At 73.5% G+C, this 13,616-nt stretch carries 15 protein-coding genes; 10 read left to right on the forward strand and 5 right to left on the reverse strand.

Features of this window, described 5'->3' with window-relative positions:
- A partial coding sequence (locus tag VFL99_RS08960) for an HAD-IA family hydrolase (protein WP_325106000.1) occupies positions 1–271 on the forward strand: 271 nt, incomplete at its 5' end.
- Positions 272–387: 116 nt separating this feature from the next.
- Here VFL99_RS08960 and VFL99_RS08965 read toward each other — a convergent pair.
- Positions 388–678, reverse strand: coding sequence for a DUF3263 domain-containing protein (locus VFL99_RS08965; RefSeq protein ID WP_325106001.1), 291 nt, complete (start codon positions 676–678; stop codon positions 388–390).
- 84 nt (positions 679–762) lie between these two features.
- Here VFL99_RS08965 and VFL99_RS08970 point away from each other — a divergent pair, with 84 nt between their 5' ends.
- From VFL99_RS08970 to VFL99_RS09010, 9 genes are all read left to right on the forward strand, one after another.
- Positions 763–1,596 (forward strand): MBL fold metallo-hydrolase, encoded by an 834-nt coding sequence (locus tag VFL99_RS08970; protein ID WP_325106002.1) that lies wholly within the window; start codon positions 763–765, stop codon positions 1,594–1,596.
- Positions 1,597–1,609: 13 nt separating this feature from the next.
- On the forward strand, positions 1,610–2,287 hold the full coding sequence (locus tag VFL99_RS08975) for a uracil-DNA glycosylase (protein WP_325106014.1): 678 nt from the start codon (positions 1,610–1,612) through the stop codon (positions 2,285–2,287).
- Positions 2,284–3,165: an SGNH/GDSL hydrolase family protein gene (locus VFL99_RS08980; RefSeq protein WP_325106003.1), complete on the forward strand. Its 882-nt coding sequence runs from the start codon at positions 2,284–2,286 to the stop codon at positions 3,163–3,165. Before VFL99_RS08975 ends, VFL99_RS08980 begins: the two co-directional genes overlap by 4 nt.
- A 91-nt stretch (positions 3,166–3,256) precedes the next feature.
- Entirely contained in the window at positions 3,257–3,652 is a 396-nt protein-coding gene (locus tag VFL99_RS08985) for a TOBE domain-containing protein (protein ID WP_325106004.1), read from the forward strand.
- Positions 3,653–3,660: 8 nt separating this feature from the next.
- Complete coding sequence (gene modA, locus VFL99_RS08990) at positions 3,661–4,521, forward strand: molybdate ABC transporter substrate-binding protein (RefSeq protein ID WP_325106005.1); 861 nt, start codon at positions 3,661–3,663, stop codon at positions 4,519–4,521.
- Positions 4,518–5,360 (forward strand): ABC transporter permease, encoded by an 843-nt coding sequence (locus VFL99_RS08995; protein ID WP_325106006.1) that lies wholly within the window; start codon positions 4,518–4,520, stop codon positions 5,358–5,360. The genes modA and VFL99_RS08995 overlap by 4 nt, the downstream gene beginning before the upstream one ends.
- Positions 5,357–6,439, forward strand: a complete 1,083-nt coding sequence (locus VFL99_RS09000; protein ID WP_325106007.1) for an ABC transporter ATP-binding protein — start codon at positions 5,357–5,359, stop codon at positions 6,437–6,439. Before VFL99_RS08995 ends, VFL99_RS09000 begins: the two co-directional genes overlap by 4 nt.
- A gap of 198 nt (positions 6,440–6,637) precedes the next feature.
- Positions 6,638–7,789 (forward strand): acyl-CoA dehydrogenase family protein, encoded by a 1,152-nt coding sequence (locus VFL99_RS09005; RefSeq protein WP_325106008.1) that lies wholly within the window; start codon positions 6,638–6,640, stop codon positions 7,787–7,789.
- 40 nt (positions 7,790–7,829) lie between these two features.
- Entirely contained in the window at positions 7,830–8,594 is a 765-nt protein-coding gene (locus VFL99_RS09010; protein ID WP_325106009.1) for a 3-hydroxyacyl-CoA dehydrogenase, read from the forward strand.
- A 230-nt stretch (positions 8,595–8,824) separates the two neighbouring features.
- Here the strand turns inward: VFL99_RS09010 and VFL99_RS09015 are convergent, their stop codons facing one another.
- The 4 genes from VFL99_RS09015 to VFL99_RS09030 all read right to left on the reverse strand — a co-directional run bounded on the left by VFL99_RS09015 (position 8,825) and on the right by VFL99_RS09030 (position 13,529).
- Positions 8,825–9,607, reverse strand: coding sequence for a hypothetical protein (locus VFL99_RS09015; protein ID WP_325106010.1), 783 nt, complete (start codon positions 9,605–9,607; stop codon positions 8,825–8,827).
- 37 nt (positions 9,608–9,644) lie between these two features.
- Positions 9,645–10,589, reverse strand: a complete 945-nt coding sequence (locus VFL99_RS09020; protein WP_325106011.1) for a L,D-transpeptidase — start codon at positions 10,587–10,589, stop codon at positions 9,645–9,647.
- Entirely contained in the window at positions 10,586–12,508 is a 1,923-nt protein-coding gene (locus tag VFL99_RS09025) for a S53 family peptidase (protein ID WP_325106012.1), read from the reverse strand. The genes VFL99_RS09020 and VFL99_RS09025 overlap by 4 nt, the downstream gene beginning before the upstream one ends.
- A 337-nt stretch (positions 12,509–12,845) precedes the next feature.
- The gene (locus VFL99_RS09030) at positions 12,846–13,529 is read right to left on the reverse strand and encodes a DUF1275 family protein (RefSeq protein ID WP_325106013.1); all 684 of its coding nucleotides are present in this window, start codon (positions 13,527–13,529) and stop codon (positions 12,846–12,848) included.
- Positions 13,530–13,616 lie beyond the last annotated feature (87 nt).

Consider the following 13,616-nt stretch of genomic DNA (forward strand, 5'->3'; position numbering starts at 1 on the left):
GCACCTGGGCTACGACCAGCTGTTCGACGGGCAGTTCTACTCGTGCGAGCTGGGGGTGGCCAAGCCGGACCCGGCCTACTTCACCCGGATCGTCGAGGAGCTCGGTGCGCCGGCCGACCGGGTGCTCTTCGTCGACGACAACGCGGCCAACGTGCGCGGCGCCCAGCAGGCGGGGTTGCGTGCGGAGCTGTTCCACCACCGCCGCGACGGGGCCGCGGCGCTGCGCGCGGTCCTCACCGGCCACGGCCTCGCGTGCGAAAGCGGGGAGTGAGCTGCGGCGCGGTACCGGTCAGACCGGCGTCATCGGCCTGACTCCTCGGCGTGTCCGGGCCTCGCCGCGCTCGCTTCCTCGCGCTGAGGGCACCACCCGCCTGCAGGGGAGCGTCGTCAGACCTGCATGCCGAGGCGGCGCGCGGAACGAGCGCGCTGCCGGCTGGCCCGCAGCCGGCGCAGCCGCTTGACCAGCATGGGGTCGGCCGCGAGCGCTTCGGGCGTGTCGATGAGGGCGTTGAGCACCTGGTAGTAGCGCGTGGAGCTCATGTCGAACAGCTCGCGGATCGCCTGCTCCTTGGCGCCGGCGTACTTCCACCACTGACGCTCGAACGTCAGGATCTCGTGGTCCCGCTCGCTCAGCTCGCCGCCGCGCTCGTCCTCGACCTGGTGCGCTGCGTTGCTCATGAACCCTCCAACGATCTGGTGCGGGTCCCATGGTACCGAGAATCACAGCGCTGTCATTCACGTGCCCGTGTCAGGCTGGGCCGCGTGGCGGACGGCTGGATCGAGGTCGGGGACCGGTGCTGGGTGCGCCGCTTCGCCCACGTCGACGTCTCCGCCGGCGTGATCGCCGGGGAAGCGGGCCTGCTGGTCCTCGACACGCGCGCCAGCCTGCGCCAGGGAGAGGAGCTGGCGGCCCATGTCCGGGCACTCTCCGGCCTGCCCGTCCTCGCCGTGCTGAACAGCCACGAGCACTTCGACCACACGTGGGGCAACGGCGCGTTCCCCGGCCTGCCGATCGTCGCGCACGAGTCCGTGCCCGCCGCCATGCGGGCGGGCCGGGCCCGCATCGAGCGCCTGTATGCCGAGGACCCCACCGTTCCGTTCGGTCCCGAGGTGGTCGCCTCCCCGCTCGTCGTGCCGACGCAGACCTTCCGCGACTCGTGGTCCCTGGACCTGGGCGGCCGGGCCGTCACCGCCCGCTTCCTGGGTCGCGGGCACACCGCCGGCGACGTCGTCCTGCACGTGCCCGACGCCGAGGTGCTGTATGCCGGTGACCTCATCGAGGAGTCCGCTCCCCCGTCGTTCGGGGACGACTGCTACCCGCTGGAGTGGGCGCCGACGCTGGAGCGGGTGGCGGGGTTGCTCGGGGAGCGCACGGTGGTGGTGCCGGGCCACGGGGCACCGGTCGGGACGGCATACCTGCGAGCGCAACGCGACGACATCGCCACGGTGGCCGCGGAGATCCGGCGGCTGCGCGGCACGGCCCGTGAGGAACCCCCACCCGTGGCGGAGGCGCTGCGCCGGGGGCGGTGGCCGTGGAAGGCGGAGCGGTTGGGCGACGCGGTGGCTCGCGGTTTCGCCCAGCTGGCCGACGGCTAGAGTCGCCGCCGTGGTGGACGCGCAACCCCTGACCGACCTGGTTCACCCCAGCTGGGCCGAGGCCCTGGCCCCGGTCGCCCCCGCGGTCGCGGAGCTGGGCGCGTTCCTGCGCACGGAACTGCAGCACGGCCGGGGCTACCTGCCCGCCGGGGAGGACGTGCTCCGGGTGTTCAGCCACCCGCTCGAGCAGGTGCGGGTGCTCATCGTCGGGCAGGACCCCTACCCGACGCCCGGGCACGCGGTGGGGCTGTCGTTCTCGGTGGCGCCGGACGTGCGGCCGATCCCCCGCAGCCTGCAGAACATCTACGCCGAGCTGTGCCAGGACGTCGGCTGCCCCACACCGGCCAGCGGCGACCTGTCCCCGTGGGCCGACCGGGGCGTGATGCTGCTCAACCGGGTCCTCACCGTCGGGCCCGGCAAGCCGGCGAGCCACCGCGGCCGCGGCTGGGAGGCCGTCACCTCCTGCGCCATCCAGGCGCTCGTCGAGCGCGGTGGTCCGCTCGTGGCGATCCTGTGGGGTCGCGACGCGCGCAACCTGCGCGAGCACCTCGGCAGCGTCCCGTGCGTGGAGAGCGCCCACCCCTCACCACTGTCCGCCCGCAGCGGCTTCTTCGGCTCCCGGCCGTTCAGCCGGGCGAACACCCTGCTCGAGCAGCAGGGCGCCGAGCCGATCGACTGGAGGCTCCCGTGATCGAGTCGTCTCGCGGCTCCTCCGACGTCGCCGCTGAACCGTCTCGGCTCTGGCACCGCTACGTCGCCATCGGCGACTCGTTCACCGAGGGCATGAGCGACGCCGACCCGGTCCGCGCGGGCGCCTACATCGGATGGGCCGACCGACTCGCCGCGCACCTCGGCCAGCAGGCCGCGCAGGCCGGCGAGCAGTTCGGCTACGCCAACCTGGCCATCCGGGGCCGGCTGCTCGCCGACATCGTCGGCCCGCAGACCGACGCGGCGCTCGCGCTCGAACCGGACCTGGTGAGCATCGTCGGCGGCGGCAACGACATCCTGCGAGCCCGCGCGGACATCGACGCGCTGGCCGCCCAGCTCGAGGACGCCGTGGCGAGGATCCGCGCCACCGGGGCCGACGTGCTCATGGCGACCCCGACCGACCCGAAGGACGCCCCGCTGGTGAAGGTGACGCGGGGCCGCGTCGCCACCTACATCGCCCACATCTGGTCGATCGCCCACCGGCACGGCGCCTACGTGCTCGACCAGTGGGGCATGACCGCGCTGCAGGACTGGCGGATGTGGGCCGAGGACCGAATCCACATGACCAGCGAGGGCCACCGCCGCGTGGCGGCCGCCGCCTTCCAGACGCTGGGATTCACCCCCGACGACGTCGAGTGGTCCACGCCGCTGCCGCCCGCGGCGCCGATCGGCCGGCGCGACGCGGTCGTGGCCAACGCCAGGTGGGCCCGCCAGTACGTCGGCCCGTGGGTCCAGCGCCGGCTCCGGGGCACCTCCTCCGGGGACGGGATCACCGCCAAGCGCCCGCAGGTGCTCCCGATCGACGCCGAGCCCGCCGCAACCGACAACTGGGGGCACCACCCGCTTGCGGGGGATTGCTGAGTGGCCGCCGCTGCCAGTAACCGCGGACCGTCAGCAACAGCGCACGACAGGTGGAGCGCGTTTCCGCAGATGCGGGCCTAGACTGCCTTTCATGCCGCAGTTGCGCATCTCCGAAGCGGCCGAGTTGCTCGGCGTCTCCGACGACACGGTCCGCCGGATGGTCGACGCCGGCCGGCTCGAGGCCGGTACCGACGACTCCGGCCGCCGGGTCGTGGACGGCGCTGCCCTCGCCGCACTCGCCCAGGAGGTCGCCGCCCCGCCCCACGTCGGCCCGGTCCGCGAGGAGTCGGCCCGCAACCGGATGCGCGGCCTCGTCACCCGTGTGGTCACCGACACCGTGATGGCGCAGGTCGAGCTGCAGGCGGGTCCCTTCCGGCTGGTCTCGCTCATGTCCCGGGAGGCCGTGGAGGACCTCGGCCTCGACGTCGGTTCCGTGGCCATCGCCTCGATCAAGTCCACGCACGTCGTCGTCGGGGTCCCCGAGTGACCAGCCGTATGCCGTCCACCCGCCGACGCGCCCACCTCACGTCCCGACCTGCCCGCCTCGCGCGCCGCCGGGGGGTCTGGGCCCTGACCGCGGCCGGAGCACTGGCGCTGAGCGGGTGTGCCGGGAGCGCGGCGGGAACGGGATCGGCACCCGCCTCCGGGCCGAACGCCGGAGCCGCCGGCACCCACACCCGCTCCAGCGGCGACGAGACGGTCACCGTCCTGGCCGCCGCCTCCCTCACCGAGGCGTTCGGCGCGATCGCCCGGCAGGTCGAGCACGACCACCCCGGCACCACGGTGGAGGTCAGCTTCGCGGCCAGCTCCACCATCGTGCAGCAGGTCAACGAGGGCGCCCCCGCCGACGTCATCGCCCTCGCCGGGCAGGAGGCCCTGAAACCGCTCGACCGCAGCCTGCTCGCGACCGGCTCGACGCGGGTGTTCGCCGGCAACTCCCTGGAGATCGCCACCCCGCCGAGCAACCCCGCCCACATCACCTCCCTCAGCGACCTCGCCCAGCCCTCGGTGGACGTCGTGCTCTGCGCCGCGCAGGTCCCCTGCGGTGACGCGGCGAAGGCCACACTGGCCAAGGCAGGGGTGACGGCCCACGTCGTGTCCTACGAACGCGACGTCAAGGCGGCCCTGGCCAAGGTCGAGCTCGGCGAGGCCGACGCCGCCATCGTCTACCGCAGCGACGTCGCCACCGCCGGCGGCCGGGTGCACGGCGTCCCGATCCCGGGCACGGTCAACGAGGTCCTGCACTACCCGATCGCCCGGCTCGACGACTCCCCCGGCGCCCGCGCCTTCGTCGCCGCCGTCCTCTCCCCGAAGGGCCAGCAGCGGCTGCACGCCGACGGATTCCAGTCGCCATGACCACCGCGCGCACCACCCCGCGGCCGACCGCACCCGTCGCGGCGGCCACGCCCCGGCACCCCGCCCGCCTGCGCCGCCGGGCGGCCCTGCTCATCCCCGCCTGGCTGGGCGTCGCCCTCCTGGTGCTCCCCCTGCTGGCGCTGCTCGTGCGGGCCGACTGGGCCGGCATACCGGCACACCTGGCGCAACCAGAGGTGTGGCCGGCCGTCCGGCTCTCCCTGATGACCACGAGCTCGACGCTCGTGGTCTGCTGCCTGCTCGGGACGCCGCTGGCGTGGCTGCTCGCCCGCTCCACGCACCGCGCGGTCGCGTGGCTGCGGGCGTTCATCACGGTGCCGCTGGTCCTGCCGCCGGTCGTCGGTGGCGTGGCGCTGCTCATGGCCTACGGCCGCACCGGCGTGGTCGGCGAGCCGCTGCTGCGCGCCTTCGGGATCACCGTGCCCTTCACCCCGTTCGCGGTGGTGCTCGCGGAGGTGTTCGTCGCGCTCCCCTTCTACGTGCTCGCGGTCGAGGGGGCCATGCGCGGGCTCGACCCGCGCTATGACGGGCTCGCCGCGACGCTCGGCGCCTCACCGTGGCGCACCTTCCGGACCGTGGTCGTGCCCATGGTGGCGCCCGGCATCGCCAGCGGAGCGGCCCTGGCCTGGGCGCGCGCGCTGGGCGAGTTCGGCGCGACGATCACCTTCGCCGGCAACTTCCCCGGCCGCACCCAGACCGCCCCGCTGGCCATCTACGTCGCCCTCGAGCAGGACCCGCAGGCCGCCGTGGCGCTCAGCCTGGTGATGCTGCTCGTCAGCGTGGTTGTCCTCGGCCTGCTGCGGGGGAAGTGGCTGCGGTGAGCGTGTACGCCGACGTCGCGCTGCGCCGCGGGACGCTCGACCTGCAGGCCACGCTCGAGGTGCCCGCCGCCGGCGTCACCGCGGTGCTCGGGCCGAACGGGTCGGGCAAGACCACGCTGCTGTCGGCCCTGGCCGGGCTGCTGCCGCTCGAACGAGGCTCGGTGACCCTCGTCGAGAACCAGCGAGCCGGCGGCCAGGTCTGGGAGGACGCCGCTGCCGGGACCCGGCTGCCCGCCGACCAGCGGCGGGTCGGGCTCGTGCTCGCCGACCACCTGCTCTTCCCCCACTTGTCGGTGCTGGACAACGTCGCCTACGGACCGCGCAGCCGGGGCGCGGGGCGCCGGGAGGCGCGCGGTCGGGCATACCGCGAACTGGAGGCGGTGGGCCTCGGTGACCGGGCGGGGGAACGCCCCTCGGCCCTGTCGTCGGGCCAGGCGCAGCGGGCCGCGCTGGCCCGGGCCCTGGCCACCGACCCGCTGCTGCTGCTGCTCGACGAGCCGCTGTCCGCGCTCGACCCGCAGACCCGGGCCCGCACCCGCGCCGACCTGGCCGGTCGGCTGCGCGAGTTCCCCGGCGCGACGGTGCTCGTCACGCACGACCCGCTCGACGCCCTCACCCTGGGCGGCGAGCTCGTCTTCCTCGAGGGCGGCCGGGTGGTGCAGCGCGGGCGCCCGGCCGAGGTGGTGACGCGGCCGCGCAGCGGCTACGTCGCCGAGGTCGTCGGGCTGAACCTCTGGGCCGGGGAGGCGCTCGACGACGCCCACGTGCGCGTGGGGTCGGTGACGGTCATGGTCGCCCAGGAGCCCGAGCTCGTGGCCGGCCGGCCGGCCTGGGTCGCCATCGCGCCCAGCGCCGTTGCCCTGTATGCCGACCGCCCCGCCGGCTCGCCGCGCAACACCTGGCCGCTCACCGTCCGCGACGTGCAACCCGCCGGGCAGTCCGCCCGGGTGGGCCTGACCGGACCGGTGGAGCTGGCCGCCGAGGTCACCACGGCGGCCGTCGCCGACCTGCGGATCGGCGTGGGCCAGCAGCTGTGGGCCACGGTCAAGGCCAGCGAGGTTCGCGCCTACCCGGCCTGACACCCGCCCCGGCCCGGCCTGACACCCGCCCCGGCCCGGCCGGACCCCGCGGACCGTGCTGTTCGCCTACGTGTTCGGCGGCGCCATCGTCCCGCGTCGATCGTTGTGCCCTGCTGGCCGCTGGAGCGCTCAGAAGAGCACAACGATTGCGGCGGCAGGCCGTCTCGCAGAGTGGACAGCCGCCGGTATCGTGCAGCCATGCCGGTCGACCGCCTCATGCCCACGGAGGAATCGGCGGACCTCATTGCGCTGACCCGCGAGATCTGCCGGGACCACCTCGCCCCCACGGCCGGTCCCGCGGAGGCCGCCGGGGAGTTCCCCCGTGACACCTTCCGGCTGTTGGGCGAGGCTGGCCTGCTCTCCCTGTCCTACCCCGAGGAGTTCGGCGGGGGCGGTCAGCCCTACGAGGTCTACCTGCAGGTGGTCGAGGAGATCGCCAGCGCCTGGATGAGCGTGGCGGTCGGGGTCTCGGTGCACTCGCTGACCTGCTTCCCGGTGGACCGGTTCGGCACCGAGGAGCAGAAGAAGCGGCTGCTGCCGGAGATGCTCTCCGGCAGGACCCTCGGCGCCTACTGCCTGTCCGAGCCGCAGGCCGGCTCGGACGTCGCGGGCATCCGGACGCGCGCGACGCGCAGTGGCGACGGGTCGGCATACCGGGTCAGTGGGGGGAAGGCGTGGATCTCCCACGCCGGGCACGCCGACTTCTACACCGCGTTCGTGCGCACCGGTGACCACCCCAGCAAGGGGCTGTCCTGCCTGGTCATCCCGGCCGGCACCGAGGGCATGACGTTCGCGCCGCCGGAGCGCAAGATGGGCCTGGCCTGCGACACCGTGCGGGAGGTGCTCTTCGATGGTGCGCAGGTGCCGGCCGACCGGCTGGTCGGCGAGGAGGGCATGGGCATGCCGATCGCCCTCGCCGCGCTGGACTCCGGCCGGCTCGGGATCGCCGCCGCGGCCACCGGACTGGCCCAGTCCGCGCTCGACGTGGCGGCGCGGTATGCGAAGGAGCGGGAGCAGTTCGGCCGGCCGATCGCCCAGTTCCAGGGCGTGGCCTTCCTGCTCGCCGACATGGAGGCGGCCGTGACCTCGGCGCGCGCGAGCTACCTGCACGCGGCGCGGCTCAAGGACGCGGGCCGGCCCTTCAGCAAGCAGGCCGCCGTCGCCAAGCTGGTCTGCACCGATGCCGCGATGAAGGTCACGACCGACGCGGTGCAGGTGCTCGGTGGCTACGGCTACACCGAGGACTTTCCCGCCGAGCGCTACCTGCGGGAGGCGAAGGTGACCCAGATCTTCGAGGGCACCAACCAGATCCAACGGCTCGTCATCTCCCGGCAGCTGCTGTCCGACTGACCGAACCACTGGTCGACTGACCGAACGAAAGGGACCATCCGTGCAGATCACCTCCTCCACCGTCGCGCTCGTCACCGGCGGGGCCTCCGGCCTCGGCGAGGCCACCCTCCGACGGTTGCACGACGAGGGCGCAGCCGTCGTGATCGCCGACCTGTCGAGCGAGCGTGGCAAGGCCCTGGCCGACGAGCTCGGTGACCACGCCCGGTTCGTGCAGACCGACGTGCGCGACCCGGAGCAGGTGCAGGCCGCCATCGACACCGCCCGCGAGCTGGGGGACCTGCGCGTCACGGTCACCTGCGCCGGCGTGGCCACCCCGGGACGCGTCGTCGGCAAGCGGGGGCCGCTCGACCTGGACGCCTACCGGCAGGTCATCGAGATCAACCTCGTCGGCACCTTCAACGTCCTGCGCCTCGCGGCGGCGTCGATGATGGAGAACGAGCCGGTGGACGGGGACCGCGGCGTCGTCGTGATGACCGCGTCCGTCGCGGCGTTCGACGGGCAGATCGGGCAGGCGGCCTACGCCTCGTCCAAGGGCGGCGTCGTCGGCCTGACCCTGTCGGCGGCACGCGACTTGGCGGACAAGGGGATCCGCGTGATGACGATCGCCCCCGGCACCTTCGCCACGCCCATGATGGCCGGCCTGCCGAATGACGTGCAGAGCGTCCTGGAGCAACAGATCCCGCACCCCTCGCGCCTCGGGCGACCGGAGGAGTATGCCGCGCTCGTCGCCCACATCGTCGACAACCCGATGCTCAACGGCGAGGTGATCCGCCTCGACGGCGCCCTGCGGATGCCGCCGCGCTGACCCGCCGGGACGCCCGGCGAGCGCCCGTCCGCCCCTGCTGCAGACGGGCGCTCGTCAGGCGAGCGGCCGACCCTGACGTCTCGGCCGCAGGCCCCCTCCCCCGCCCTTGGGAATCCACGAGATACCCCTCGCGGCCGGGAAGCAAACCTTGGCCCCGCCGACTCATACTCGGCGGGGCCTGCTGTCGTGTGTAGTCGCCGTGCCCGCCCGGGCGCGGCAGCGACACGCGGTCAGCCGGTGACCGGCAGCTGGGTGGTCGTGGGCGAGGGGGTCGGGGGCTCGGTGTCCGTCGGCGTGGGGGTGGTGGTCGTCGGGCTCGGTGCGCTCGTGGTGCTCGTCGGGCTGGGTGCGGTGGTGGTGCCCGTCGGTGTCGGGGTGGTCGGTGCCGTGCTCGGGGAGGTCGTGGACGGTGCGGGACTGGTCGGGCTGGTCGGGCTGGTTGTGGGGGTCGCCGCCTTGGGTGCGCAGACAGCAGAGGCCAACCGGATGGTGGTGCCGAGGCCGGGCTGGCTGACCACGGCACCGATCGCGCCGGTCGCGTCGTCCTTGGTCGCGGGCACGTGGAAGGTGATGGTCGTCCCGGTCCCGAAGGTGATGGGGGCGGAGGTCTGGGTGAAGGTCTGGTTGACGGCGCCAGTGGCGACGACGGTTGCGCGCCCGTTGCGGCAGGTGGTGGCGACGTTCAGTGTGCGGCTCGGGAAGCTGAGGTGGAAACCGGTCACCGTGGCCGAGGAGCTGCTGGGGCCGGTGGTCACGGTGGCCAGTTGGATGCTGAAGTCGCCGTTGGTCGCCGTGGACGGGATGCCCCGTGCCGTGGTCTGCACCGCGCCGGTGCTCGTCGCGCGGCCCGGCGTCGGGCCGACGGAGCTGGTCGCGCCGGTGGCGTGCACGCCGTAGGCGGCGTCGGTGTTCACCGGGGCAGCCGTCCCCGCCCCTGCCGCCACGAGCAGCGCGGTCGCGCTCGTGACACCGGCGACGACGGAGAAGCCGTAGAGCCCCCGCTTGCGGTTCATGTGGTTCCTCTTCCTTGGGAGTGGTGGTCGCGCCTGGTCACGCGACGATCGAGATCGGGGTGCCGAGCGGCAGGAGACGGAACGCCGCCAGGGCGTCGCTCGGCACGCGGACACAGCCGTGGGAGACCCGGCCGGATCTGCCGTCGGTGGTGGGCCAGCCGTGCACGGCGACGGTCCCGGGGCCACCGCCGTAGCTGTCCAGGGTGTCCGAGTGTGCCCCGGTGGCGAAGATCACCGGCGAGTAGCTCTGCGCCCGGTCGACGAACGACGCGAGCAGGAAGGTCTGCCCGGCCGGCGTCGGGGTGGCTGGCGCGCCCTCACCGATCGGCCAGCGGCCCTCGAGACGCCCACCTCTGTGGATCGTGAGCTGCTCCCGGGCGAGGTCGATCCGCACCGCCCAGCTGGTGCGGGCCCGCTGGAGACCGGTTGACGGCAACCACGCCGTGGCACCGTTCGGGCGGGAGGGCAGGCGGACCTGCACCCAGCCCGGCCGCTGCGCAATCACCGGCAGCCAGGTCGGCATACCGATCTGCCGCGCAGGGATCGTCGCCAGCGCCGGGCCACCGGGGGAAACGAACCCCACCGCTGACCTGCCGATGTGCACGACCTTTCCGCCGCTCGGGCGCGTCAGGTCGACCGGCGCGTTCGGCAGGTCGGCGAACGTCGTAGCCGGTATCAGGCGGGCGCGCTGTTGCGGCGAGACCCGAACGGGTGGCACCACGGTCGGCGCCGCCGCCGCGGCAGGCTCGGCTGCTCGCGGTGATGCCGAGGACGTGACCGAACCGATGCGGGAAGGTGCCGCCGCGGCGGCGACTCGACGGCTTGCGTCGTGGACGTGGGCGTGGCCCTGGCCGGCGACCGCGCCACACGCGGCGAGCGCCAGCCCGGTCAGCAGGAAGCCCGTGAGTACGCCGAGTCCGGACGCGCCCAACCGGCCGACCACCGCCCGGGCACCGCGGGAGGCCTCCCCGCGTCCGCTCACTTGCCGAAGGTGGTCAGGAAGGCGAGGCCGTTGGGTTCGCCCACACCGGTCACGTTGTCCCACGCGGCGTTGCTCTGGAGGTTCTCGGGCTTGGTGTCGAAGCCAACCACCGCGAGGCCGGTCGGCCCGCCCTTGATGTAGACACCCGCCGACTGGTGCTGGACGTCACGGATCGCGCTGCTGCCCATGAGCCGGTACAGCGACGGTGCGGCGAGGCCCACCTGGCGGCCGGTGCGCGCCTTCGAGACTGCCACCAGGCTGGCGACCACCGGCGCCGCGAGGCTGGTGCCACCGGCACCGGTGTACTTCGTGGTGTTGGACCTGGTGGTGTAGTGGATGCGGTAGGGAGTGAACGGGTCCGCGAGAGCGCTGACGTCCGGCAGCATGCGGTAGGCGCTCGTGCCGTCCACGCGGCCGTTCTGCCAGGTCGGCCGCTTGTAGAGCGTGCTCACGCCGCCGCCGGCCCCGGTCGTCTCGGCGTAGGGCCAGAACTCCCTCCACGAGGCGGTTCCCCGCGCCTGCTGCGCGTAGAAACGGTCCTCCCAGCCGGTCGTCATGGCCCGCGTCCCGTTCTGGGCGAGACCGACGGCCGTGCCGCCGACCGCCGTGACGTAGGCGGAGGACGCCGGGTAGCCGACACCGCGCCGACCGTCGGGGTTGACCGAGCTGTTGTTGCCCCAGTCACCCGTGGACGCGAAGACGCTGATCCCGGTCAGCGCCGCCTGCTTGAAGGCCCGGTCGAAGGAGGCGAAGTCGGCGAAGGTCGCGCCGGCGTCAGTGGTGCTCCCCCAGGACATGGAGATCACGTTTGCGGTGTGCGCGGACACGGCCTGCTGGACCTTCTTGGCCAGGTCCACGAAGCCACAGCTGGCCGCGCCGTAGTAGTCGATGGTCGCGTTCGGCGCGATGGCGTGGGCCGCCTGCACGTCGAGGGCCTGCTCGACCTTGGTGCCCGGCGCGTCGCACTGCTTCATGTTGCTGTTCGCCGTGGTGACGTAGCGGTGGTAACGCATCGAGGGGAGCGCCGGGTAGCCCACGTTGGACATGTACTCGTTGGTCAGCTTCAGCAGGTTGCTGTCGTCGCCCCACAGCACGACGGCGATACGGGGCGCTTCGACGGCCGCCGTGCCTGCGGCATACATCTGCCCGAGCTGCTGGGGGGTGTAGCCGCACAGGTAGTTGCTCTCGCGGGTGTACTTCTTCACGCTCGGGTACAGGTGCTGTCCCCAGAAGGTGGCGCACGACGTGCTTCCGTCGCCGACGGGCGCGGTGGCGTGCGCTCGGGCCTGCTGGACGTCCTGCTGCGGCACCTGGAGCGTCGAACGGGTCGTGAGCGGGTTCACGACGTCGTGGGTCCGGGCCATGGCGAGGGTGTTCAGCCCGGCGACCCCGGTGACGCCGGAGGCGGACTCGACGGTGGGCACCCTGGTGGCGACCAGTCCCCGCCGCCCGTGCACGGTGGCGTTGGCGATCCCGGCGTGGAAGGCGGCGTCGACCTGGCGGACGGTGCCGGTCACGTAGACCGAGCCCGCGTCGCGGTTCGTGCCGCTCACGCCCAGGCCGTGGGTCCGCGCCCATGCCGCGGCCCGGCGGACCTGGCCCTCCGTGGGCGCGAACGTGCGTCGGTACTGCGCGGGCGAGACCACCTTCCCCGAGGCGATCCACCGCTCGGCCAGCCCCTGGTGGCGCATGGCCACGTGCAGGGTCAGGTTCATGCGCGCGCCGGCGCTGGCCGAGGAGGTGACGACCGGTTCGCCGGACCCGGCGCGGTGGTCGACCGCCCACGTCGGTGCGGAGTTGGGCAGGGCGGCCCGGCCACGGTCAGCCTGACCGGCACCGAAGGCCGCGCCCGCCATGGCGGGCGTCGCGATCAGGGTGGCTGCGGTGACCGCGGTGATCGCGAGTCGTCGGGGTGACATGGTGCTCCTTGCTGGTGGGTGATGGCCGCTGGAGGTCCGGGTTTCCACCTCGAACCTTGCTCTGGGTTGGGCGCGGCACGGTGCCATGTCAGTCGACCGCACGCCGCCGTGGGCTGAGCTGCCCGGCGAAAATGAACCCCTCGCTCTCGTGCCCCTCGGCACGTGCGAGGAGTGCCAAGGAAGTTATAGCAGCCCGGATGACCGCCGCCAACCTCTGATCTGCCCGCGAGACAGCGGATTACGGGAGTTCGACCGGTTCCTGTCGGTATGGCTGACACGGCATCGGCTGTTCGGCCGATGTTCCACGCCGACGACGCGGCGTAGGGCGCGGACGGAGTCAGTCGCTGACCTGCCGGGAGCGGTAGCGCGCCCAGCCGATGACGAAGGTCAGCGTGGTCAGGGGCACGACCGGCAGCGCCCACGGCGCGAACAGGACGAGCGCCCCGCCCACACAGGCGCCGCCGGCGAGACAGGCGAGGATGGCGACGCTGCGCCGGTCGGCGGCGGAGAGCCCCTCGCGGCGTGCCAACGCCCCTACCACCCCGGTCAACGTCCCGGTCAGGTAGGTCGTCGAGACACCGGTCGGCAGCCGGCGCATCGCCGAGCTCTGCAACCCCATGGCGAGCGCGGCTACGCCGAGGAGCGCCAGCTGCGCTGCGTCCTCGGGTCGTCCCCCGGCGAGCTCCCAGCCGACGGTGAAACCGGCGAGCACGACGAGCTCGAGCAGGAGCACGACGGTCACCGAGGAGGGCCACGCCGGCTCCTCGGCCGCTGCCCGACCCGCCACTCGCGCACCGGCCGCCGCGCCCGTGATGTAGCCGGCCACGGCGACCCCGGTGTGCACGGCGAGGTCCGAGGACGCCTGCGTGGCCGACATACCCAAGAGCACCAGGTTCCCCGTCATGACACTGGCGAACGCCCCACCCAGCCGGGTGAACGCCGCCACGTCCACTGCACCCGTCCCCAGGGTGAGGACGGCCGTGCGCACCGCGAGCTGGGCGGAGTCCCCCGGCGGACGCACTCAGGCACGCTCCCCTCGGACCAGTGGTGTGGCACGGACAGTCGGCGACGCACCGAGCGTATGCCGGTGCGCCGCCACCTGCCGCGT

This window comes from Segeticoccus sp., from assembly GCF_035708005.1.

Coding starts and splice junctions, on each gene's coding strand:
- VFL99_RS08965 (WP_325106001.1), bottom strand. CDS start 678: ATGAGCAACGCAGCGCACCAGGTCGAGGACGAGCGCGGCGGCGAGCTG.
- VFL99_RS08985 (WP_325106004.1), top strand. CDS start 3,257: ATGCCGCAGTTGCGCATCTCCGAAGCGGCCGAGTTGCTCGGCGTCTCC.
- modA (WP_325106005.1), top strand. CDS start 3,661: ATGCCGTCCACCCGCCGACGCGCCCACCTCACGTCCCGACCTGCCCGC.
- VFL99_RS08995 (WP_325106006.1), top strand. CDS start 4,518: ATGACCACCGCGCGCACCACCCCGCGGCCGACCGCACCCGTCGCGGCG.
- VFL99_RS09005 (WP_325106008.1), top strand. CDS start 6,638: ATGCCGGTCGACCGCCTCATGCCCACGGAGGAATCGGCGGACCTCATT.
- VFL99_RS09015 (WP_325106010.1), bottom strand. CDS start 9,607: ATGAACCGCAAGCGGGGGCTCTACGGCTTCTCCGTCGTCGCCGGTGTC.
- VFL99_RS09025 (WP_325106012.1), bottom strand. CDS start 12,508: ATGTCACCCCGACGACTCGCGATCACCGCGGTCACCGCAGCCACCCTG.